This window comes from Falsiroseomonas sp. RANM36 (assembly GCF_056682175.1).
On record NZ_JBWXTD010000002.1, the window covers coordinates 564,600 to 586,889 of the forward strand.

Sequence of the window (22,290 nt, forward strand, 5' to 3'; positions counted from 1 at the left end):
GGCCGCCGCCCCGCCCCCCCCCCGCGGCGCGCGCCGCGCGGGGCCCCGCGACGCCGGAGGCGCTGCGCGCCGCCGGCCTCACGCAGATGGAGCCGCTCTCGGCGCATTCCGTGACGGTGCCGGGCGCCGTCTCCGCCTGGGAGGCGCTGAACCGGGCGCATGGAAGCAAGGGGCTGGACGAACTGCTGCAGCCGGCCATCCGCTACGCGGAGGAGGGATTCTTCCTCTCGGGCCGCGTCGCGCATGACTGGGCCTCCGCGGTCGGGAAGCTGTCGAAGCATCCGGCGACGGCGCGGCGGTTCCTCAAGGATGGCGAGCCCTATGCGCTCGGCGACCGCTTCGTGCAGCCGGAACTCGCCGCCACGCTGCGCGCCATCGCCAAGGGCGGCGCCAAGGCCTTCTACGAGGGCGCCATCGCCGCCGATATGGTGGCCACCCTGCGCGAGGCCGGCGGGACGCATACGGAAGCGGACTTCGCCCGCGCGGCTGCCGGCGCCGACTTCGTGGAGCCGATCCGGCGCGCCTGGCGCGGCATGGACATCTACCAATGCCCGCCCAACGGCTCCGGCCTGATCGCGCTGATGATCCTCGGCATGATCGAGCGTCTGGGCACCGCGGAGGGCGGCTTCCTCTCGGCCGAGCGGATGCATCGCCACATCGAGGCCGCGCGCCTGGCCTATCGCGACCGCGACGCCTTCCTGGCCGACCCGGGGCAGGTCGAGGTGCCGGTCGCGCGACTGACCTCCGATGCGTATCTGGAAGGCCTCGCGAAGCTGATCCGCGACGACCGCGCGATGGCCGAGATGCCGCCGGCGGGCGAGGCGGATTGGTCGCGGCACAAGGACACCGTGTATCTCTGCGTGGTGGACCGCGACGGCAACGCCTGCAGCTTCATCAACTCGCTGTTCGAAGGCTTCGGCAGCGCGATCCTCGCCGAGAGGTCGGGCGTGATGCTGCACAACCGCGGCTTCGGCTTCCGCCTGCAGGAAGGCCATCCGAACTGCATCGCACCGGACAAGCGGCCGATGCACACGATCATCCCGGGCATGGTGATGAGGAACGGCGAGGCGCTCATGCCCTTCGGCGTGATGGGCGGGCATTACCAGCCGATGGGCCAGAGCTGGTTCCTCGCCAACCACTTCGAATACGGCCTGGACGTGCAGGAGGCGCTGGATGCGCCGCGGCTGTTCCCGCGCCTCGGCAAGGTGCAGGTCGAGCGCGGCATCCCCAACGCCGCCCTCGACCGGCTCAACCGCCTCGGCCATGTCTGCGAGCTGATCGAGAAGCCGCATGGCGGTGGCCAGGCGATCCTGATCGATCGCGCCCGCGGCTGCCTCGTCGGCGGCTCCGACCCCCGCAAGGATGGCTGCGCGCTGGGCTATTGAGCCGCCCCGCCAGGCCAGCCTCCGCTTCGCAAGAAGGACCCCGTCGCATGACCGAACCCTGCGACCTTTCCGCCGTCGCCGCCCGCCGCATGATCGGCGCGCGCCAGCTCAGCCCGGTAGAGCTGTTGGAAAGCTGCCTGCGGCGCATCGGCCAGGTGAACCATGCGGTGAACGCCATGGTCGCGCTGGACGAGGAGCGCGCCCGCGCCGCCGCCAAGGCCGCCGAGCAGGCGGTGATGGCGGCTGAAAAACTCGGCCCGCTGCATGGCCTGCCCATCGGGATCAAGGACCTCGAGGAGACCAAGGGCCTGCGCACCACCTGGGGCAGCCCGCTCTTCGCCGAGCACATCCCCACGCGCGACGAGGCGATGGTGGCGAATCTCCGCGCCGCCGGCGCCGTCGTGGTGGGCAAGACGAACACGCCGGAATTCGGCGCCGGCGCCAATACCCGCAACACGGTCTATGGCGCGACGGGCAATCCCTTCGATCCGACGAAATCCGCCGCGGGATCCTCCGGCGGCTCGGCGGTGGCGCTGGCGACGGGGATGGTGCCGATAGCCTCCGGCAGCGACACCGGCGGCAGCCTGCGCAACCCGGCGGCCTTCAACGGCATCGTCGGCTTCCGCCCCTCGCCGGGCCTGGTGCCGAGCGAGCGGCGCGGCCTCGGCTGGTCGAACCTGCCGGTGCTCGGGCCGATGGCACGCACCGCCGAGGATTGCGCGCTGCTGCTCTCCGCCATGGCCGATGACGACGCGCTCGACCCGCTGGCCTACAGTCTGCCGGGGCGCGCGGTGCGCAAGGGCGACCGCGACCTCTATCCGCCGATGCCGGTGGACCTCTCGGCGCTGCGCGTGGCGGCGACGCCCGATTTCGGCTTCGCGCCCACCGAGAAGCACATCCGTGAGGTCTTCGCGGACCGCGTCGCGAGCCTCGCGCCGATGTTCGGCCGCGTCGCCCAAGCCACCCCCGATTGCCGCGGCAGCGACGAGGCCTTCGAGGTGCTGCGGGCGGCGAACTTCCTGCAGGCGCATCTCGAGAAGGCGCGGAAGACGCCGGACATGGTCGGGCCGAATGTCCGCGCCAATGTGGAGGAAGGGCTGCGCTACAGCCTGGCCGACTATGCCCGCGCCGCGGCCGAGCAGACCCGGCTCTATCGCGTCTGGCAGGCCTTCTTCCGCGACCACGACGTGATCGTGACGCCGGCCATCACCATCAGCCCGCGCAACTGGCGCGAGCTCTATCCCGCCGAGATCGACGGCCAGCCGACCCGGACCTATTTCCACTGGCTCGCCATGGCCTATGCGGTGACGCTGGTGGGCCATCCGGCGATCAGCATCCCGCTCGGCAAGGACCGCGCCGGCATGCCCTTCGGCCTGCAGATCGTCGGGCCGCGCGGCGGCGACGCGCTGGTGATGGCGGTGGCGGCGGCGATCGAGGCGGCGGTGGCGGGCGACGCCACGCTCGCCCGCCCGGTGCCCGACATCGCCGCGCTGAAGGCGGCGCGGCCGATCGCGGAGATGCCGGAGTTCCGGACCTGGGGCTGAGCTACCAGCCCCGATAGTAGGGCCGCGGCCGGTAGCCGTAGCCATAGGCGGGCCTGCCATATCCATAGGCAGGCCGCCCATAATAGTAGTTGTTGGTGTAGCGGGGGCGGTCATTGGCGACCGAGGCGATGGCGAGCCCCGCCACCGCGGCGCCGGCACCGAGCGCCAGCGTCGCGGGCACGTCCAGGCTCCCGTCGGGGTTGGTGCAGGCGCCGAGCAGCACGGCGCCGGACAGGGCGAGGGCAGGCATCACGCGCATCGTCTGTTCCTCCAGCCCATGCAGTCTCGGCGCCGGGCGCGGCCCCGATCCGGCGGGGGTGTGGCCGGACGGCGTCGAATGCGGCGGCCCGGAGGCAGGCCGGCCCCGGTGCTCAGCCCCGGCCGCCGGAGAAGGCGTTGAAGGTCTGCAGCGTGTAGGTGTCCTTCACGCCGGGCACGCTCTGCACCCGTTCCACCACGAACAGGCCGATATCCTCCTCGGCCTCCAGGTAGAACTTCCCGAGCAGGTCGTACTGGCCGCTGATCGAATGCATCTCCGAAAGCTGGGTGATCGAGTCGGCCATCTCGCGGGCGACCTTGTAGGCCTGCCCCATCTCGCACTTGATCATCACGAAAATCGCACGCATCGCCTCTCGCTCCCGCAGTTTTCGTCCCCACATTGGCGATGCGGCGGGCGACGGGCTAGTGGCCTGCCCGCGAGGCCGGCTGCATGTCGCGGCGGACCGAGCGGGTTCGGCAGGCCACTGGAAACATGGCCAGCGGTCCGAGTGCGAAGGCCGGGCGCCTTCCTATTCGGGCCGCTGGTCCCCGTCCCTTCGGCGCGGGCGGCACGTTTCTTGATTGGCGTTGCGCGGCAAAGGGGGCTGCCACGGTTTCGGCCCGGCCCATCCAGGGTCGTGCCCGCCGGCCGGTTCTGCTTCGTCTGCGTCCAGCTTGGTGGGACCAGCCCCGCCGGGCGAAACAAACCGACACGAATCGGCCCTTGCCGGAACGTCGCGGTCGCGCGAGAAGTTCGGGGATCAGGATAGATCGCATGCGAACACTCCCCCAGCTCGCCATCCTGGCCCTCGTCGGAGGGCTCGGTGCCGCGTGGCACATCTATGGCGAGCAGATCGGGCTGCCGCGCCCGCTGGCCCTGGTGGGGCTGGAGGCGGCGCCCCCGCCGGGCCGGCCGCGGGGGGGGGGGGGGGGGGGGCGGGGGGGGGGGGGCGTCGCGCGGGCGCGCCCCGGCACGGTCGTTGACCGGGCCGAGAGCGTGGGCACCGTCCGCGCGCGGGACGCGGTGACCATCACCGCCAAGGTGACCGGCATCGTCCAGGCGATCCGCTTCCAGGAAGGCCAGCGCGTGCAGGAAGGCGAGATCCTGGTGGAGCTCGATGCCGCGGCGCTCCGCGCCGAGCTCGACCAGGCCCGCGCCCTGTTCGACGACGCCCGCAGCCAGCTGGTCCGCGCCCGCGGCCTGCAGCCGGGCCAGACCATCACCGCCCAGCGGCTGGAAACGCTCGAAGCCGTCACCCGCCAGGCGGAAGGCCGTGTGCGCCAGGCCCAGGCCCGGCTAGAGGAGCTGCGCGTGAACGCGCCCTTCAGCGGCCGCGTGGGGCTGCGGCAGGTGAGCGTCGGCGCGCTGGTCCAGCCGGGCACCGTGGTCACCACCCTCGACGACATCTCCCGCGTGCGTGTCGAGTTCTCCGTGCCCGAGATCTATGTCGCCCGCGTGCGCGAGGGCAGCGCCGTCACCGCGCGCGCGGCGGCCTTCGGCGACCGGCGCTTCCAGGGCCGCGTGGCGGTGGTGGATACGCGGATCGACACCACCACCCGCACGGTGCGCGTCATCAGCGAGTTCGAGAACGCGGACGAGGCGCTGAAGCCGGGCCTGTTCATGACCGTCGAGATCGAGATGGAGCGCCGCGACGACGCGCTGCTGGTCGCGGAGGAGGCGCTCGATCCGCTGGGCGACCGGAACTTCGTCTATGTGATCCGCGAGAACCGCGCCCGCCGCGTGGAAGTCCGCCTCGGCCAGCGCCTGCCCGGCGAGGTGGAGGTGCTCTCCGGCGTGCGGCCGGGCGAAGTGGTGGTGGTGCGCGGCATCCAGCGCCTGCGCAACGACGCGCCCGTGCGCGTGACCGAAACGCTGACGCGGCCGACCTCCTGACCGGGGGGCAGGGAAGGCACACGCCATGGTTCTTTCCGACATCTCGATCAAGCGCCCGGTCTTCGCGACCGTGGTCAGCCTGCTGCTGATCGTGCTCGGCCTCGCTTCGCTGTCGAAGCTGCCGATCCGAGAATATCCGAAGATCGACCCGCCGGTGATCTCGGTCACCACCACCTATCGCGGCGCCTCGGCCGCGGTGATCGACACCCAGATCACCGAGTTGATCGAGGCGGCCGTCGCGGGCATCGAGGGGATCAAGTACATCACCTCCCAGTCGCGCGACGAACGCAGCCAGGTCACCATCGAGTTCCGCCTGACGCGCGACGTGGACGCCGCCTCGAACGACGTGCGCGACCGCGTGGCGCGGACCCTGGCGCGCCTGCCCGATGCTGCCGACACGCCGATCGTCGCCAAGGTGGACGGCGATGCGCGCCCGATCCTCTGGATCGCGCTCGTCTCCGACCAGCTCTCGGGCATGGAGCTGACGGAGATCGCCCGCCGGCGCTTCGCCGACCGCCTCGCCGTGGTGGACGGCGTGGCGCAGGTGCTGGTGCTGGGCGAACGCAAGCCGTCCATGCGCATCTGGCTCGACCGCCAGGCGCTCGCCGCCCGCGGGCTGACCGCGCAGGACGTCGAGGACGCGATCCGGCGGGAGAATGTCGAGCTGCCGGGCGGGCGCATCGAGAGCCAGGCGCGCGAGCTGACCGTGCGCACCGACACGCGGATGAGCCGGCCCGAGCAGTTCCGCCAGGTGGTCATCAGCCGCGTCGGCGGGGCGCATGTGCTGCTCGGCGATGTCGCGCTGGTGGAGGTCGCGCCCGAGGACACGCGCGGCGGCTACCGCATCAACGGCAAGCCGGCGGTCGGGCTCGGCATCCTCCGGCAATCCACCGCGAACACGCTCTCCGTCGCGAACGGCGTGAAGGAGGAGGTGGAGCGCATCCGCGGCTCCGTCCCCGAAGGGGTGGAGGTGGTGGTCGGCTACGACGAGAGCCTGTTCATCAGCCAGTCCATCTACGAGGTCGAGCATGCGCTGATGATCGCCCTGCTGCTCGTCGTGGTGGTGATCTTCTTCTTCCTGCGGTCCTGGCGCGCCACGATCATCCCCGCGGTGGCGATCCCGGTCTCGATCATCGGCTCCTTCATCGCGCTCGCCGCGCTCGGCTTCTCGATCAACGTGCTGACGCTTCTCGGCCTGGTGCTGGCGATCGGCCTCGTGGTGGACGACGCCATCGTGGTGCTGGAGAACATCCACCGCCGCATCGAGGAAGGCGAGGATCCCCTGCTGGCATCGCTGCGCGGCGCGCGGGAGATCGCCTTCGCGGTCATCGCCACCACGCTCGTGCTGGTATCCGTGTTCCTGCCGCTCTCCTTCATGGGCGGCAACACGGGCCGGCTGTTCACCGAGTTCGGCTTCGCGCTGGCGGCTTCGGTGGTGTTCTCCGGCCTCATCGCGCTGACGCTGACGCCGATGATGTGCTCCAAGCTGCTCAAGCCGCATGAGGGCGAGAGCCGGCTGGTGCGCTGGACCGAGCCCTTCTTCCTCGGCATGAACTGGCTGCTGCGCGTGACGCTGAAGCGCGCGCTGGCGGCGCCGCTGATCACGCTCGGCGCGATGGGTCTGGTCTGCGCCCTCGCGGTGGCGCTGTTCCAGATCATCCCGAAGGAGTTCGCGCCGACCGAGGATCGCGGCGTGGTCATCATCCCGACCACGGGGCCCGAGGGCGCGAGCTTCGCCTACACCGGCGAGCATGTGCAGCGGATCGAGCAGATCGTGCGCCCCTATGTCGAGAGCGGGGAGGTTGAATCCATCTTCGCCACGGTGGGCGGCTTCCAGCGCCCGGCGCAGGGGAATGTGGCGAACGTGTTCGTGCGCCTCGCGCCCTGGCACGAGAGGGAGCGCAAGCAGCAGCAGATCACGGCCGAGATCATGCCGCGCCTGCTGCAGATCCCGGGCGTCCGGGCCTTCGCGCTCAACCCGCCCTCGCTCGGGCAGCGCGGCTTCCAGCCGCCGGTGCAGTTCGTGATCGGCGGCACCGACTACACGACGCTGGTGCAGTGGCGCGACCGCTTCCTGGCGCGCGCGCGGGAGAACCAGCGGCTGCTCAACCTCGACAGCAACTTCCGCGAGACCAAGCCGGAGATCCGGGTGGACATCGACCGGCGCAAGGCGGCGGAGCTCGGCGTCTCGATCCAGGCGGTGGGCCGCACCATCGAGACGATGCTCGGCTCCCGCGAGGTCGGCACCTATGTGCAGGGCGGCGAGGAATACAAGATCCTGCTCCAGGCGCGCGAGGAAGACCGCGCGACCCCGTACGACCTGCAGAACATCTTCGTGCGCACCAGCGCGGGCGGCGCCCTCGGGCTGATCGGCACAGGCGGCGCGCAGCAGGGCGGGCTGGTGCCGCTGGCGAATGTCGTCAGCCTGTCCGAGCGCGCAAGGCCGCAGTCGCTGGCCCGCGAGGACCGTGTCCGTGCCATCACCATCTCCGCCTCCCTCGCGCCCGGCTACACGCTCGGCGAGGCGCTGGCGTTCATGGAGAGCGTCGCGCGCGAGGTACTGCCGCCGGAGGCGCGGATCAGCTATCGCGGCCAGAGCCTGGAATTCAAGGAAAGCTCCGACGCGCTCTACATCACCTTCGCCCTGGCGCTGCTCGTGGTGTTCCTGGTGCTGGCCGCGCAGTTCGAGAGCTTCGTGCATCCCTTCATCATCCTGCTCTCGACGCCGCTCGCGGTCACCGGCGGGCTGCTGGCGCTGCACCTCACGGGACAGTCGCTCAACGTGTTCAGCCAGATCGGCATGATCCTGCTGATCGGGCTGATGGCGAAGAACGGCATCCTCGTGGTGGAATTCGCCAACCAGCTCCGCGACCGCGGGCTGTCCATCCACGACGCGGTGCTGGAGGCCTCGGTGGTGCGGCTGCGGCCGATCCTCATGACCTCCATCGCCACCGTCTTCGGCGCCGTGCCGCTCGCGATGGCGACCGGCGCGGGCGCCGAGAGCCGGATGGCGATCGGCTGGGTGATCGTCGGCGGCGTCTCGCTTTCGACCTTCCTGACCCTTTACGCGGTGCCGGCGCTGTATCTGCTGCTGGCCGGCTACACCAAGCCGATCGGGGCGATCGCCGCGAAGCTGACGGAGCTCGAGAAGCGCGACGCGGTGCCGCATCCGGCACCCGCCGAGTAGGCGCGACGCAGTAGGCGGGTCACCCGCCCTGGGCTAAACCTCCGCCCCGTTGGTGCGGAGGACGGCTCATGGCGGATGCGGCGCGACAGGAAGGGCGGACCGGCGGACAGTTGCTGGCGGATGCGCTGGTGGCGAACGGCGCGACGCATGTCTTCGCCGTGCCCGGCGAGAGCTATCTCGACCTGCTCGACGGGCTCTACACCCAGCGCAACCGCATCGAGCTCGTCACCTGCCGCTTCGAGGCCGGCGCCGTCCACATGGCCGAGGCCCAAGGCAAGCTGACGGGACGGCCCGGCGTCGCGGTGGTCACCCGTGGACCCGGCGCCTGCCACGCCGCGATCGGCGTGCATGTCGCACAGCAGGACAGCACGCCGCTGGTGGTGCTGGTCGGGCAGATCCCGGTCTCGGAGACCGACCGCGAATCCTTCCAGGAAGTGGACTACCGCCGCTTCTTCTCGCCCATCGCGAAATGGGTGACGCAGATCGACGAGGCCGCGCGCATCCCCGAGTTGATGGCCCATGCCTTCGACGTGGCCGTCAGCGGCCGCCCCGGCCCGGTCGTCGTGGCACTCAGCGAGGAGATGCAGAAGCACCTGGCAACCGTGCCCGACATCGGCCCCCAGCCGGTGCTGCCGCCGCATCCCGCGCCCGATGCCATCCCGCGCCTGATGGCGATGCTGGCGAAGGCGCAAAAACCGCTCGCGATCCTGGGCGGCACGCGCTGGAGCGAGGAGGGTCGCGCGGCGATCCGCGACTTCCTCGTCGGCAACGATATCCCCGTCGCCGTCGCCTTCCGCCGACAGGGTCTGTTCGACGGAACGAGCCCGCACTACGCGGGCGATCTCGGCGTGGGCGCGGATGCGCAGCTCGTGGCGAAGGCGAAGGAAGCCGACCTCATCCTCGCCATCGGCACGCGGCTCGGCGAGCCGGTCAGCCAGGGCTACACGCTGTTCGACCTCGCCGGCAGCAAGCCGATCGTGCATGTGCATCCCGAGCAGCGCGAGATCGGGCGCGTGCATCGCGTCGCGCTCGGCGTCGTCTCCGACCTCAACGCCTTCGCGCAGGCCGTCGCGCCGCAGCGCGTGGCGCAGCCGCGCTGGGGCGCCTGGCGCCAGGCCGTGCGCGCGGCGCGGGAGGCGCAGGCGAAGGCGCCGGACTACGAGGGGCCGCTCAACCTTGCCGTCGCGCTGCAGCAGCTCGAGACGGTGCTGCCAGACGACACGATCTTCACCACCGACGCCGGCAACTTCGCCACCTGGCCGACGCGCTTCATGCATCTGCGGGCGAGGCAGGAGTTCCTCGGCCCGACCAATGGCGCGATGGGCTACGGCGTTCCCGCCGCCATCGGCGCCGCCATCACCAATCCCGGCCGCTGCGTGCTCTGCTTCGTGGGCGACGGCGGCGCGCTGATGACGGGGCAGGAGCTCGCCACCGCCTTCCACCACGGCGCGGCGCCGATCATCATGGTGTTCAACAACGGCATGTACGGCACGATCCGGATGTATCAGGAGCGCGTCTATCCCGGCCGCGTCTCCGGCACCGCGCTCACCAACCCGGACTTCGCCCGCTTCATCGAGAGCTTCGGCGGCCATGGCGAGGTGGTGACCGCCACCGACGAACTCGTCCCCGCCTTCCAGCGCGCACGCGCCAGCGGCAAGCCCGCGATCATCGAAGTGCGCACCAACCCGGAGCAGGTCACCAACCGCGCGACCATCGCGCAACTCCGCGCACAGGCGGCGAAGGGATAGCGGCTATCTCTGCGGCTCGAGCACCATCTTCAGAGCGGCCTGCTTCACCGCTTCGTTGCGGTTGCTCCAGCCGGTGCCGAATGTGTCGAAGGTCGCCAGCCCCCGATAGTGCTTCATCCGTTCCTCCGCCATGCGGTTCACCAGGTTCGCCGGCTGGTGGGCGCGGATGGCGGCAAGCGTGATCGGGCCTATCGAGCCGTCGTCGGTGACGCCCGCGGCGCGCTGCAGGGCCTTGATGGCGGTGCGTGGGCCGGCGTTCACGCCGAAGTCGAAGGTGATGAGGTCGATGCCACGCGGCAGTTCGTTGCAGCGCATGGGGTTCCAGTAGTTGGCGCGATAGATCTCCCTCGCCTCGTCCTTGGCGAGGTTCTGCACATCCTCCTTGGTCGTGGGCTTCTCGCGGAACTCGGACAGGGTCTTGAGTGTGATTCCGAACTTCGTCGCGCCGCCAGGATCCGCCGGGTGGTCCGAGAAGCCGCCTTCCTGTTGCAGCACGACATCGAGGCACGCGCCGAAATTCTCGGAAGCCGCGGCCCCGGCGGCAGTTCCAGCGGCAGCCCCCGCGGCGGTTCCGGCGGCAAGCGCCGCGATGGCGAGCGGCGCGGAATTGTCCACCGGGCGCGACGCGGCGGTCTGCGCGACCTCTCGCATCTCGCGCAACGCCGTGTTGGTCGTATTGGCCTGCGCCGCCTGCAGCGTCCGTACGGTCTCGTCCTTGCTTCGCGACCCCTCGGAGGAGCCAAGCCAGTAGTTCACGACGGCGGTGAAGGACGCGACCAGCGCACCGATCACCACGTTCAGCAACTGGATGGTGAGTTGCGCGCTCTCGTCGAACGGCTTGAAGATCATCATCAGCAGCACGATGAAGAAGCCGGCCGTGATGATGGTGGACATCACCGGCGCGCCCCAGGCGATCGCGCTGCCCTGTCGCGCCAGTTCCAGGGTCTTCGCGCGCGCGTCGCCGACGTCGGCGGTGCGTGCCTTCAGCTCCTCGAGTTCCGCCTGCCGCCGCTTGTCCTCGGCATCTCGCTGGATGCGCTGCTGCTCAAGCGCGATTTCCGCGAGCCGGATGCGCAGCTCCGTCGCCTTGGAGGGATCGGCGGTAAGCGCGGCCTGCGCCTGCGCCGGGTCGTCCGTGCCGGTCACGGTGCGCACGGCGTCCGCCACCTGACTGGCGGCCGTGCCGGCGCGATCGCCGGCAATGAGACGGACGAGCTCAGGCAGGACGGAAGCAGCAATGGCAACGAGCGGAACGGGCATGGGCACGCTCCCTACCGGCCGCGCCAGGCGCGGCGAACGCCACGACGATAGTTTGGAGTGGGCTACGACCTCAAGCGCTAATCGCGGGGCGACACGCCGTCATCGCCCCACCGCGTAGCCCTGCATCCCGCGCGGGTTCGCGCCCGCGAAGAGTTGGCCGTCCGGCTCCTGCCGCGCGCCGGTCAGGCGTCCTTCGGACCAGTCGGCGCCCACTTCCGCCAGGTGTCCACGGTCGCGCAGCGCCATCGCGATGTCGGGCGCGAACCGCCCCTCGATCACCACCTTTCCGGGCTTCGCCGCGCGCGGCCAGAAGGAGGAGATCCAGTGTTCCGTGTGGAAGGAGGGCGCGTCGATCGCCTGCTGGATCGTCATCGCGTGGTCCACCATGCGCGCGAACATGATGGGCTGCCACTGGTCCTGCTGCTCGCCGCCCGGCGTGCCGAAGCTCATCCAGGGCCGCCCGTCCTTCAGCGCCATCGCCGGGGAGAGCGTGGTGCGCGGGCGCTTGCCGGGCGCCAGGCCGTTCGGGTGCTTCTCGTCCAGCCAGAACATCTGCCCGCGCGTGCCGAGGCAGAAGCCGAGTTCCGGGATCGCCGGGGAGGATTGCAGCCAGCCGCCGGAGGGCGTGGCGCTGACCATGTTGCCCTGGCTGTCGATGACGTCCACGTGGCAGGTGTCGCCGCCCGAGGCGCCGAGCCGCGCCACGGTCGGCTCGCCTGCGCCGGCCGCGCGGGTGGTCCACTCGCTGCGGGCGACGGCGGCGGCGAAGTCGGGCGCGGGCCGGTCGAAGCCGGGGATGCTGCCGGGCCGCAGCTCCATGGAGGCGCTCTCGCCGATCAGCTTGCGGCGCTCGGCGATGTACTCTTCGGACAGCAGCGCGTGGATCGGCACGTCGCAAAAATTCGGGTCGCCGTAGAAGGCCTCGCGATCGGCGAAGGAGAGCTTGAGGCATTCGACGACGGTGTGGATGAAGCGCTCGCCGAGCGGGTCCATCGCCGCGACGTCGAAGCCCTCGAGCAGCGCCATGGTCTGCAGCATGGTGGGCCCCTGGCTCCACACGCCGCATTTCAGCAGCGTGGTGCCGCGGTAGTCGCGCTTCAGCGGCGCCTCGATGCCGGCGCGCCATTTCGCCATGTCGTCACCGGTCAGCACGCCCCTGTGGCGGCGGCCGGAGGTGTCGAGGATCTCGTTCGCGCGGAAGAAGCGGTCGATCGCCTCGGCGACGAAGCCGCCATACCAGGCGTTCCGCGCCGCCTCGATCTGCGCCACGCGGTCATGGCCGGCGGCCTCGGCCTCGCGCAGCAGGCGCTCCCAGGTGTCCGCCAGCGTCGGGTTGGCCCAGAGCCTGCCTTCCTGCGGCCCGCCATCGCGCAGCCACAGCGCGGCGGAGGTCTTCCATTCCTGTTCGAACATCGGGCGCACGGTGTTGAGCGTGGCGATGATGCGCGGCACGTAGTGCACGCCGCGCCGCGCATAGCCGATCGCGTAGGAGAGCACGTCGCGCAGGGACCAGGTGCCGAAGTCGCGCAGCATCAGCACCCAGGCGTCGAAGGCGCCCGGCACCATCGCGGGCAGCAGCCCCGTGCCCGGCACGAGCTCGAGTCCGAGTTCGTCGCGCACATGGCCGATGGTGAGCCCCGCGGGCGCGACGCCCTGGCCGCAGATCACATGCTGCGCGCCGGACTTCGCGTCGTGCACGATGATCGGCGCGTCGCCGCCCGGCCCGTTCAGATGCGGCTCCACCACCTGCAGGCAGAAACCCGCCGCCGCCGCCGCGTCGAAGGCGTTGCCGCCGCGCTCCAGCACGCTCATCCCGACCTGGGATGCGATCCAGTGCGTGGAGGCGACGACGCCGAAGCTGCCGGCGATCTCGGGGCGGGTTGTGAACATGCGATGAACCTTCGTGGTCGTCCGCTTGAGGATGCGGATAGGCGCAGGCAGAACGGCACGGGTCAAGACGGAGGGATCGCGTGCTTGTCGCGGTGGTCGGCCCTTCGGGCGCCGGCAAGGATACGCTGATGGCCGGCGCCCGGGCGCAGCTGGCCGGGGAACCGCGGATCCATTTCGCCCGCCGCGTGATCACCCGCCCGGCCGAGGCCGGGGGCGAGGACCATGTTCCGGCGACGGAGGCGGAATTCGGCAGGCTGCGCGATGCCGGCGGCTTCGCCCTGTGGTGGCAGGCGCATGGCCTGTCCTACGGCATCCCCGCCGAGGCTGCGGCCGCGATCGCGCGGGGCATGGTCGTCGTCGCCAATCTCTCGCGCGGCGTGCTGCTGGATGCCGCCGCGCGCTTTCCGCTCAGGGTGCTGGAGATCACCGCGCCGCCCGCGGTGCTGGCCGCGCGCCGCGCCGCGCGGGGACGCGAGGCGGCGGAGGACGTGGCGCGGCGCCTGGCGCGGGAGGCGCCCTTGCCGCAAGGGCTGACGGTGCATCGCGTGGTGAATGACGGTCCGCGCGAGCAGGGGGTGGCGCAGGTGGTGGAAGCCCTGCGCCTCGCCGTGAGTGCGGTCGTGATCGCGCGGCCCTGAAACGTCAGCCCAGCAGCGGCAGCCGCTCCGCGATCAGGAAGGCCGCACCGGGCGCCGCCTGGGTGAACAGGCAGAGCTCCGTCACGCGCCGGGGCAGGGCGGGGGCCTTGCCGAGATGGGCGGCGAGCGCGGGCTGCACCACGGCGCGCTCGGCCTCGGTCAGGCGCCGGCTCAGCGTGACGTGGAACCACCATTCGTCGAAGACATAGGGGTAGCCCCAGCGATGGATGTGCTCGCGCTGGCGGGGCGTCGCGCGGTCCGGCCGGCGGCGCGCGATCTCCTCGGGCGTGGGCGCGGCGCGATGGTGGTCGAGCGCCTCCACGCAGGCGTCGCAGAGGGCCTGCAGCGGCGCCGACTTCCCGGATTCGAGCAGGGCCAGGAAGCCGTGATGCTCGGCCAGGATTAGGGGCGGCAGCTGGAAGGGCCGCATGCGCGCGGCGAGCGCCATCGCGTCGGCGCGGAAGCCGTGCCAGTCGGTCGCGAGCCGGAAGGGCGGCTTCAGCGTGCCATGCAGGCCATAGCCGCGCGCATCGGCGGTGATCTCGGCGATGTCGAGGCCGGGAAGCGCCGGCTGCGGCAGCGTTGCGCCGGTTTCCGCATCACGCCCCAGCCAGGCGGAGCCGAGGCGATGCAGCGGGTCCTCCAGCCGCGGCGCCCAGTAGAGCGCGACCCTCATCGCCGCGCCCCGGTGGACAGATGCATCAGGCCACGCGCTCCCCGGCGCGCCAGACCTTTCGCACGATCGCGTGGCCCTCATGCGGGCGGATCTGCACCAGGTCGGCGCGCAGATCTCGCTCGATCCGACCGCGATCATGCAGGCCGACCATGCGCGCCGCACGGTCGGTGATCATGCCCACGGCCTGCGGCAGCGTGATCGCGCCGCTGCCGGCGCTGAGCCACGCGGCCTCGATCATCGCGGGCGGCACATAGTCGCTCGCCAGCACATCCACCGCGCCCGCCCGCACCAGGTCGGCGGCGGCGACGTTGCCGGAATGGCTGCCGCCGCGTACGATGTTCGGCGCTCCGGCGATCACCTCGACGCCGAGCTTCTTCGCCTCCTGCGCCGCCTCCATCACCACGGGGAACTCGCTGATCATCACCCCGTCCGCGGCGTTCTGCCGCACGCCTTCGGGCGTGTCGTCGTCGTGGCTGGCCAGCGGCAGCCTGCGATGCGCCACGCGGTCCAGCAGCCAGCGCCGCTGCGTCTCGCGCAGGCGGCTGCGCTGCTCCAGCAACTCGCCGATGCGCTTGTCCACCTGCTCGGCCGTCTGACGCTGCTGGCGGATGCGCATCTCGCGGTAGCGGCCGATGTCGCGGTACTGCCCGACGCCGGGCGAGTGGTCCATCAGGCTCACCATCCGCACCAGCGGGTGATCGGCCACCATCTCCACCAGTTCCGGCATGTCCTTGGCCGGCAGTTCGCAGCGCAGATGCAGGAAATGCTCGCTCTTCAGCAGCCCGGTCGGCGCCAGCGCATCGAGGTCGGCGACCCCGTCGCGGAAGGTCTGGGTGCGGCCGACATCGAAGCCGAGATCGCCGAGGCAGAGCGCGTCCAGCACCGTCGTCACCCCGGCCGCGATGGTCTGGGTGTCATGCGCCAGCATGGCCGAGCGCGAGGGCCACCGCGCCGTGGCGCGCGGCTGCACCTGGCGTTCCAGGTTGTCCGTATGGACGTCCACGATGCCGGGGATCAGGTGGTCGCCATCCAGGTCCTGCGCGCCGGCCAGGTGGCTGCGGCCGGGCTGGACCTCGGCGATGCGCGCACCGCGGATCACCACGGTGCCGGCGATCACCTCATCGGGCAGCACCAGCAGGGCGTTGGTCAGGACGGTTTCCTGGGTCATGCGGCCTCGTGCAGGGGGGCGACGTCGAACAGGCGGTCCGCGACGCGGTCGCGCACCTCGGCATCGTGGAAGATGCCGACGATGGCGGCGCCGCGCGCCTTGGCTTCGGCGATCAGCCCGATCACGACCTCGCGGTTGGCGGCATCGAGGCTGGCGGTCGGCTCGTCGAGCAGGAGCACGGGATAGCCAGGGGCGAAGCCGCGGGCAAGGTTCACCCGCTGCTGCTCGCCGCCCGAGAAGGTGGCCGGCGGCAGGTGGTGCAGCCGGGCCGGCAGGTTCAGTCGCGCCAGCAGGGCCTCGGCGCGGGCCAGCGCCGCGTCGCGCGCGACGCCGCGCGCCATCAGCGGCTCCGCCACGATCTCGATCGCCGGCACGCGCGGGATCACGCGCAGGAACTGCGAGACATAGCCGAGCGTATCGCGCCGGACCTCCCGCACCAGCCGCGCATCGGCCGTGGCGAGGTCCACGGATGCGTCGTGATGACGGATCAGGATGCGTCCGCTGCCCGCGCCGTAATTGCCGTAGAGGCAGCGCATCAGCGTGGACTTGCCGGCGCCGGAAGGCCCCGACAGCGCGACGCATTCGCCCGGCGCGACGCAGAGGTCCAGCGCGCGCAGCACCGGCAGCGTCACGCCGCCCTGCAGGTGCAGCGTGAAGGATTTCCCGAGCCCCTCGGCGCGAAGCGCAAAACTCATGCCGCCAGCACCGAGGTGACGAGAAGCTGCGTGTAGGGATGCTGCGGGTCGTCCAGCACGCGGTCGGTCAGGCCCTGTTCCACCACCTGCCCGTGGCGCATCACCAGGATGCGATGCGCCAGCAGCCGTGCCGCAGCGATGTCATGCGTGACGAGCAGCACCGAAAGCCCGAGCTCGGCCACCAGCGCCCGGATCAGGTCGAGAAGGCGTGCCTGCACGGAGACGTCGAGGCCGCCGGTCGGCTCGTCCATGAAGACCAGGCGCGGATGCGTCACCAGGGTGCGCGCGATCTGCAGGCGCTGCTGCATGCCGCCCGAGAAGGTGCGGGGCAGCGCGTCCAGGCGGTCGGGGTCGATCTCGACGCGGCGCAGCCAGTCCGCGGCCGTGGCGCGGATGCTGCCGTAGTGCCGCGCGCCGGTCGCCATCAGCCGCTCGCCAATGTTGCCCCCGGCGGAGACGCCCATGCGCAGGCCGTCGCGCGGGTTCTGGTGGACGAAGCCCCATTGCGTGCGCATCAGGTGGCGCCGCGCGGCCTCGCCCATGCCGAGCACGTCCTGGCCATCGAACATCACGCTGCCGGCATCCGGCGGCATCAGGCCCGACAGCACGCGCAGCAGCGTCGTCTTGCCGCTGCCGGATTCGCCGACGATGGCGACGACCTCCCCGGGCCAGATGTCGAGATCCACGCCGTCCAGCGCGGCGATGCGACCGAAGCGCAGTTCCAGGCCGCGCGCGGAGAGAAGCGGGCTCATTCCGCCGCCTCCCGCGCCGACCGGCGCTGCGCGCAGTAATCCGTGTCGGAACAGACGAACATCTTGCCGCCGCGGTCGTCGGTGATGACTTCGTCCAGGTAGCTCTCGCGCGAGCCGCAGAGCGCGCAGGCATGCGGCGCGCGGATCGGGCGGAAGGGATGGTCCTCGAAATCCAGGCTGCGCACCGCGGTGTAGGGCGGCACGGCATAGATTCGCTTCTCGCGCCCCGCGCCGAACAGCTGCAGCGCAGGCATGCGGTCCATCTTCGGATTGTCGAAGGCGGGAATGGGCGAGGGCGACATCAGGTAGCGCCCATCCACCATCACCGGGTAGTTGTAGCTCGTCGCGATATGGCCGTGCCGCGCGATGTCCTCGTAGAGCTTCACATGCATCAGCCCGTAGTCGGCGAGCGCATGCATCCGCTTCGTCTCCGCCACGCGCGCCTCCAGGCGGAACAGCGGCTCCGGCATCGGCACCTGGTAGACCAGGATCTGGCTCTCGGTGAGTGGCTGCTCCGGGATGCGGTGGCGGGTCTGGATCACCGTCGCCTCCGCCGTGCTCTCCGTCGTCGCAACGCCGGCGACGCGGCGGAAGAAGGCGCGGATCGAGACCGCGTTGGTCGTGTCGTCCGCGCCCTGGTCGATCACCTTCAGCACGTCGGACGGCCCGAGGATGGAGGCCGTCACCTGGATGCCGCCCGTGCCCCAGCCATAGGGCAGCGGCATCTCGCGCGAGCCGAAGGGCACCTGGTGGCCGGGGATCGCGACGCCCTTCAGGATGGCGCGGCGGATCATCCGCTTTGTGGACTCGTCCAGATAGGCGAAGTTGTAGCCGGGGTGGGCGTTCATTCGGCCGCCGCCTTCATCGCGCTCTCGCGCATTGCGCGAACATTCTCCAGCTCGCTCTGGAAGTCCACGTAATGCGGCAGCTTCAGATGCTCCACGAAGCCGGTCGCCTCCACATTGTCGCAGTGGTACAGCACGAATTCCTGCTGCTGCGCCGGCGCGTCGGCTTCCTCGCCGAGTTCCTCCGCGCGCAGGCCGCGGTCCACCAGCGCCATCGCCATCGCCTTGCGCTCGCCATGGCCGAAGACCAGGCCGTAGCCGCGGGTGAATTGCGGCGGCTCGGTGCGGCTGCCCTTGAACTGGTTGACCATCTGGCACTCGGTCACGCCGATGTCGCCCAGCTCGATCTCGAAGCCGAGCTCGGGCGGCGTGTAGCAGACCGCGACCTCGCCCACGCGGATCTCGCCGACGAAGGGATGCGCGTTGCCGTAGCCGCGCTGCGTGGAATAGCCGAGGCCGAGCAGGAATCCCTCGTCGCCACGCGCCAGCGCCTGCAGCCGAACGGCACGATCGGCGGGGAAGCGCAGCGGCTCCCGCGTCAGGTCGCCGGGCTCGGCCTCGCCCGGCTGCTCGCGCTGCATCAGCCCTTCGCGCGCCAGCAACTCCGTCACGCGCGGCGCCGGGTCAGGGTCGGGCGCAGCCTCCGGCGTGGCTGCGGGCGGCGCATTCTCCGCGGCGAGCGCGAAGTCCAGCAGCCGGTGCGTGTAGTCGAAGGTCGGGCCGAGCACCTGGCCGCCGGGCAGGTCCTTGTAGGTGGCGCTGATGCGGCGCCGGATCCGCATCGTGCCGGTGTCGAGGGTTGCCGTCGCGCCGAAGCGGGGCAGGGTGGTGCGATAGGCGCGCAACAGGAAGGCGGCCTCGATCAGGTCGCCCTTCGCCTGCTTCACCGCCAGCGCCGCGAGCCCGCGGTCGTGGCAACTGCCTTCCGCCATCACGCGGTCCACCGCGAGGCCGAGCTGCTCCTCGATCTGCGCGACGGAGAGCTCCGGCAGCGCCGCATCGCCGCGCCGTGTCTCGGCCAGCCAGGCATGCGCGGCGCCGATCGCCTGCTCGCCGCCCTTGGTGGCGACATACATGCGCTAGGCCTCCTCGATGCGGACGCTGCGCGGCAGCGCGGCGATGCGCGTGCCGGCGCAGAGGATCGCGTCCACGCCGCGCGGGAAGCGCGCATGGTTGCGCGCCCAGTCGGCGACGAAGTCCGGCGGCGCGCCCAGCACGCGCAGCCGATGCCCGTCGCGGATGCCGGGGCCGCGCAGGCGCCAGCCGCCGGCTTCCTCCAGCGCGGCGACCTCCAGGATCAGGGTCGCCCCGCGCTCCGGTTCCTCATCGGTGCCGGCGTCCAGTTCCATCAGCCTCGCGCCGGGATCGAGCACGAAGGCCGCGCCCTCCTGCACGAAGGGGCAGCCGCAATGGAAGCGGACCCAGGCTTCCGCCTCGGCGCCCGCCGCGAGGCGCAGCGGCGTCGCGGCATCCACCAGCGTCAGCAGCACCGCGGCGGCGGCGGGCGAGAGGCCGGGCGGGATCTCGGGCGGAGGCAGCACGGATTGCAGCCGGCCCGGGCGGCTCATCGCCTCCAGCACCGCGCGGAAGCAGGCCTGCGCATCGAGGACGGGATCGGCGAAGCCGGGAAAGCGCGTGTCCATCAGCGCATCTGCGTCATGGTGAAGAAGTTCACGCGCGTCGCCGCCGCCTTGCGCGCCTCCGCCTCGCGCGCCGCCTGCTGCGCCGAGGCGAGCGGCGCGATGACGGCGTCGGCCACCGCGGGCCGTCCGGCCTCGTCCAGCATCAGCGCATCCACCAGCGCGGCCAGCTCCGCCTGCCGCCCGTCGCGCCCGGCGACATAGGCGTGGCCGACGCGGCCATCGGCCAGGCGCACCGCGCAGCGCGTGACCGTCATTTCGCCGAGGTTGAAGGCCGCGCCGTCGCCGCCGGCGCGGCCGCGCACCATCACCAGCCCGGTCTCGGGCCCGCGCAGGCGCGCATGGGCGGGAAGCGGGGCCAGCGCGGCCAGGCGGAGCTCGATCTCGGCTGCGCTGGCACGGGCGAGCACGCCCATCCAGTGGCGTCGGGCGCCGGCCAGATCGCTGTCCGCTGCGGGGGAAATGGGAGGCATGGCCGGGTCCAAATTCATCTAGACGACTAGTCATCCGCCTATTTATGGTCAAGACGAAACTGCCAGCCGGAGAGGCGTCGGAGGTTGAACTTTCCATGACGGCCGACCTTGCCACGCCGGACGCGGCCACAGGCCTCACACGACGACAGGGCATCGCCCTCTGGCGCCAGATCCAGCACGCGCTCGAGGCCGAGATCGCAAGCGGCCGCCACAAGCCGGGCGCCCGCCTGCCGACCGAGGCCGAGCTCTCGGCCCGCTTCGCGGTCAACCGGCATACCGTGCGCCGCGCGATGGAGGAGCTGCAGGGGCGCGGCCTGGTGCGCATCGAGCAGGGGCGCGGCAGCTTCGTCGCCGAGGACGTGGTGGATTACCGCCTCGGCCCGCGCACGCGCTTCTCGGAGAATATCCGCCGGCAGAACCGCGAGCCGGCGGGCCGCATCCTGCGCATCGCCGAGGTGGCGGCGGAGGCCGCCCTGGCCGAGGCGCTCGGCGTCCGGCGCGGTCGCGCGGTGATCCTGGTCGAACGCCTGGCCCTGGCCGATGGGCGCCCGGTGGTCATCGGCACGCATCACTTCCCCGCCGCGCGCTTCGGCCGGCTGCCGGAGCTGCTGGCGCAGAACCCCTCGATCACCGCGGCCCTCGCCGCCTGTGGCGTGCCCGACTACCGGCGTCGCGTCACCCGCATCACCGCCCGCCTGCCGACGCCGGAGGAAGCCGAACTGTTGCAGCAGCCGCGCGGGCGGCCGGTGTTGGTGACGGAGGCGGTCAACACCGATCCCGCCGGCGCGGTGGTGGATGTCACGCATTCCCGCTACGCCGCCGGCCGGGTGCAGCTGGTGGTGGAGTCCTGACGGGACATGGACTGGACGATCGGGGGCGGCCGCGTGCTGCGCGCCGCGGGCCTGGAGGCGGGCGATCTCGCGCTGTTCGGCGGGCGCATCGCCGCGGCGGCGTCGCCCGGCGCGCGGCAATTCGATGCGACCGGGATGCTGGTGCTGCCGGGGATCGTGGACATCCACGGCGATGCGCATGAGCGGCAGATGCAGCCGCGCCCCGGCGTGGATTTCCCGCCCGCGGTCGCGCTGCGCGACAGCGCGGCGCAGCTTCTCGCCGCCGGCATCACCACCGCCTTCCTGGGCGTCACCCTCTCCTGGGAGCCGGGGCTGCGGGGGATCGAGGCCTGGCGCGCCACGCTCGACGCCGTGGACGCCGCGCGGCCGGAGGCGGGCGTGGACCTGCGCGTCCATTGCCGCTTCGAGGCCGACAATCTCGACGCGCTCGACGAACTGCTGGCCGACATCGCGGCGGGACGCGTGCAGCTGCTCGCCTACAACGACCATACGCCGAGCATCATCCGCAAGCGCGGCGACGCCGAGGCCATGGCGAAATATGCCGGCCGCGCCGGGCTGACGGCCGCGGATTTCATCGCGCTGGCGGAGCGCGCCTGGGCGCGCCGGCCCGAGGTGACGGCGGCGCGGGCCCGCCTCGCGCAGGCCGCGCGCGCGGCGGGCATCCCGATGCTGAGCCATGACGACGCGACGCCGGAGGCGCGCCGCGAGTTCCGCGCGCTGGGCGCTGCGATCTGCGAATTCCCGATGTCGGAAGCGGTGGCCGAAGCCGCGCGGGAGGCCGGCGAGCATGTGGTGATGGGCGCGCCGAACGTGGTGCGCGGCGGCAGCCATCTCGGCTGGTCCGCCGCCGCGCCATTGGCCGAGCGCGGCCTGGTGACGGTGCTGGCCTCCGACTATGTCTGGCCGGCGCTGCTGCAGGCTGCCTTCGTGATGGAGGCCCGCGGCGTGCTGGACCTGGCGCGCGCCTGGGCGCTGGTCTCCGCCAATCCGGCGCAGGCCGCGGGGCTTGCCGATCGCGGCCTGATCGCGCCGGGGATGCGCGGCGACCTCGTTGTGGTGGACCCCGCGCGGCGCGCGCCGGTCGCGACCTTCGCCGGGGGTCGGCTCGCCTGGCTCTCGCCCGCGGGCGCCGCGCGGCTGCATTAGCGCGCGACGGGCGCGGCCGCGCATTGCGTCGTCCGGCCGGCGTGCGTATTTCTATAGCAGACGCTATAGATCCTTGGACGCTCCCGACACCGCATGGCCCGCCCGCGCGCCTTCGACGAGACCCTCGCCCTCGACGCGGCCACCGACTGCTTCTGGCGGAGCGGCTATGCCCCGCCCCCGGGGGGCGCCCCCCCCGCGGGGCGGGGGGGGGGCGCCCGCCCAGCGGGCCCGCCACCCCAC

Annotated in this window: 20 protein-coding genes; 8 read left to right on the forward strand and 12 right to left on the reverse strand. The window is 71.7% G+C overall.

The genetic code is table 11. The features are described from left to right. The coding region (locus tag AC1MIR_RS03575; protein WP_480026806.1) for a gamma-glutamyltransferase family protein at nt 1-1,385 on the forward strand (1,385 nt) is incomplete at its 5' end. Nucleotides 1,386-1,432: 47 nt separating this feature from the next. After that, entirely contained in the window at nt 1,433-2,929 is a 1,497-nt protein-coding gene (locus tag AC1MIR_RS03580; protein ID WP_480026807.1) for an amidase, read from the forward strand. Between the two features lies 1 nt (nt 2,930). Here the strand turns inward: AC1MIR_RS03580 and AC1MIR_RS03585 are convergent, their stop codons facing one another. Beyond that, nucleotides 2,931-3,188, reverse strand: a complete 258-nt coding sequence (locus AC1MIR_RS03585; protein ID WP_480026808.1) for a hypothetical protein — start codon at nt 3,186-3,188, stop codon at nt 2,931-2,933. 112 nt (nt 3,189-3,300) lie between these two features. After that, complete coding sequence (locus AC1MIR_RS03590) at nt 3,301-3,555, reverse strand: Lrp/AsnC ligand binding domain-containing protein (protein ID WP_480026809.1); 255 nt, start codon at nt 3,553-3,555, stop codon at nt 3,301-3,303. Nucleotides 3,556-3,962: 407 nt separating this feature from the next. Between AC1MIR_RS03590 and AC1MIR_RS03595 the strand changes: the two genes are divergently transcribed. The 3 genes from AC1MIR_RS03595 (at nt 3,963) to AC1MIR_RS03605 (ending at nt 10,016) form a co-directional block, all read left to right on the forward strand. After that, on the forward strand, nt 3,963-5,081 hold the full coding sequence (locus AC1MIR_RS03595) for an efflux RND transporter periplasmic adaptor subunit (protein ID WP_480026810.1): 1,119 nt from the start codon (nt 3,963-3,965) through the stop codon (nt 5,079-5,081). Between the two features lie 25 nt (nt 5,082-5,106). Continuing rightward, complete coding sequence (locus AC1MIR_RS03600) at nt 5,107-8,268, forward strand: efflux RND transporter permease subunit (protein WP_480026811.1); 3,162 nt, start codon at nt 5,107-5,109, stop codon at nt 8,266-8,268. A gap of 68 nt (nt 8,269-8,336) precedes the next feature. Next, a complete protein-coding gene (locus tag AC1MIR_RS03605; protein ID WP_480026812.1) occupies nt 8,337-10,016 on the forward strand; it encodes a thiamine pyrophosphate-dependent enzyme in 1,680 nt (559 codons plus the stop codon). A gap of 3 nt (nt 10,017-10,019) precedes the next feature. Here the strand turns inward: AC1MIR_RS03605 and AC1MIR_RS03610 are convergent, their stop codons facing one another. Together AC1MIR_RS03610 and AC1MIR_RS03615 are read right to left on the reverse strand one after the other, a co-directional pair. Beyond that, a complete protein-coding gene (locus AC1MIR_RS03610) occupies nt 10,020-11,276 on the reverse strand; it encodes a glycoside hydrolase family 108 protein (RefSeq protein ID WP_480026813.1) in 1,257 nt (418 codons plus the stop codon). Between the two features lie 99 nt (nt 11,277-11,375). After that, entirely contained in the window at nt 11,376-13,166 is a 1,791-nt protein-coding gene (locus AC1MIR_RS03615) for a gamma-glutamyltransferase family protein (protein WP_480026814.1), read from the reverse strand. An 80-nt stretch (nt 13,167-13,246) separates the two neighbouring features. On the opposite strand from AC1MIR_RS03615, the gene phnN reads away from it, so the two are divergent. After that, a complete protein-coding gene (phnN, locus tag AC1MIR_RS03620; protein ID WP_480026815.1) occupies nt 13,247-13,804 on the forward strand; it encodes a phosphonate metabolism protein/1,5-bisphosphokinase (PRPP-forming) PhnN in 558 nt (185 codons plus the stop codon). A gap of 4 nt (nt 13,805-13,808) precedes the next feature. Here the strand turns inward: phnN and AC1MIR_RS03625 are convergent, their stop codons facing one another. Genes AC1MIR_RS03625 through phnG form a run of 8 tightly spaced genes read right to left on the reverse strand, consistent with a single transcriptional unit; the run spans nt 13,809 to nt 20,053 of the window. Further along, on the reverse strand, nt 13,809-14,480 hold the full coding sequence (locus tag AC1MIR_RS03625; RefSeq protein WP_480026816.1) for a DUF1045 domain-containing protein: 672 nt from the start codon (nt 14,478-14,480) through the stop codon (nt 13,809-13,811). Nucleotides 14,481-14,505: 25 nt separating this feature from the next. Further along, a complete protein-coding gene (locus AC1MIR_RS03630; protein ID WP_480026817.1) occupies nt 14,506-15,648 on the reverse strand; it encodes an alpha-D-ribose 1-methylphosphonate 5-triphosphate diphosphatase in 1,143 nt (380 codons plus the stop codon). Continuing rightward, nucleotides 15,645-16,343 (reverse strand): phosphonate C-P lyase system protein PhnL, encoded by a 699-nt coding sequence (phnL, locus tag AC1MIR_RS03635; protein WP_480026818.1) that lies wholly within the window; start codon nt 16,341-16,343, stop codon nt 15,645-15,647. Before phnL ends, AC1MIR_RS03630 begins: the two co-directional genes overlap by 4 nt. After that, complete coding sequence (gene phnK / locus AC1MIR_RS03640; protein WP_480026819.1) at nt 16,340-17,095, reverse strand: phosphonate C-P lyase system protein PhnK; 756 nt, start codon at nt 17,093-17,095, stop codon at nt 16,340-16,342. Before phnK ends, phnL begins: the two co-directional genes overlap by 4 nt. Continuing rightward, complete coding sequence (locus tag AC1MIR_RS03645; protein WP_480026820.1) at nt 17,092-17,943, reverse strand: alpha-D-ribose 1-methylphosphonate 5-phosphate C-P-lyase PhnJ; 852 nt, start codon at nt 17,941-17,943, stop codon at nt 17,092-17,094. Before AC1MIR_RS03645 ends, phnK begins: the two co-directional genes overlap by 4 nt. After that, a complete protein-coding gene (locus AC1MIR_RS03650) occupies nt 17,940-19,016 on the reverse strand; it encodes a carbon-phosphorus lyase complex subunit (RefSeq protein WP_480026821.1) in 1,077 nt (358 codons plus the stop codon). The genes AC1MIR_RS03645 and AC1MIR_RS03650 overlap by 4 nt, the downstream gene beginning before the upstream one ends. A 3-nt stretch (nt 19,017-19,019) precedes the next feature. After that, nucleotides 19,020-19,583 carry a phosphonate C-P lyase system protein PhnH gene (gene phnH / locus AC1MIR_RS03655; RefSeq protein ID WP_480026822.1) on the reverse strand — a complete coding sequence of 188 codons (564 nt, stop codon included), beginning with the start codon at nt 19,581-19,583 and terminating at the stop codon, nt 19,020-19,022. Then, on the reverse strand, nt 19,583-20,053 hold the full coding sequence (phnG, locus tag AC1MIR_RS03660; RefSeq protein ID WP_480026823.1) for a phosphonate C-P lyase system protein PhnG: 471 nt from the start codon (nt 20,051-20,053) through the stop codon (nt 19,583-19,585). Before phnG ends, phnH begins: the two co-directional genes overlap by 1 nt. 95 nt (nt 20,054-20,148) lie before the next feature. On the opposite strand from phnG, the gene phnF reads away from it, so the two are divergent. Beyond that, nucleotides 20,149-20,904, forward strand: a complete 756-nt coding sequence (phnF, locus tag AC1MIR_RS03665) for a phosphonate metabolism transcriptional regulator PhnF (protein WP_480026824.1) — start codon at nt 20,149-20,151, stop codon at nt 20,902-20,904. A 6-nt stretch (nt 20,905-20,910) separates the two neighbouring features. After that, nucleotides 20,911-22,050 carry an alpha-D-ribose 1-methylphosphonate 5-triphosphate diphosphatase gene (locus tag AC1MIR_RS03670; RefSeq protein ID WP_480026825.1) on the forward strand — a complete coding sequence of 380 codons (1,140 nt, stop codon included), beginning with the start codon at nt 20,911-20,913 and terminating at the stop codon, nt 22,048-22,050. Nucleotides 22,051-22,290: the final 240 nt, after the last annotated feature.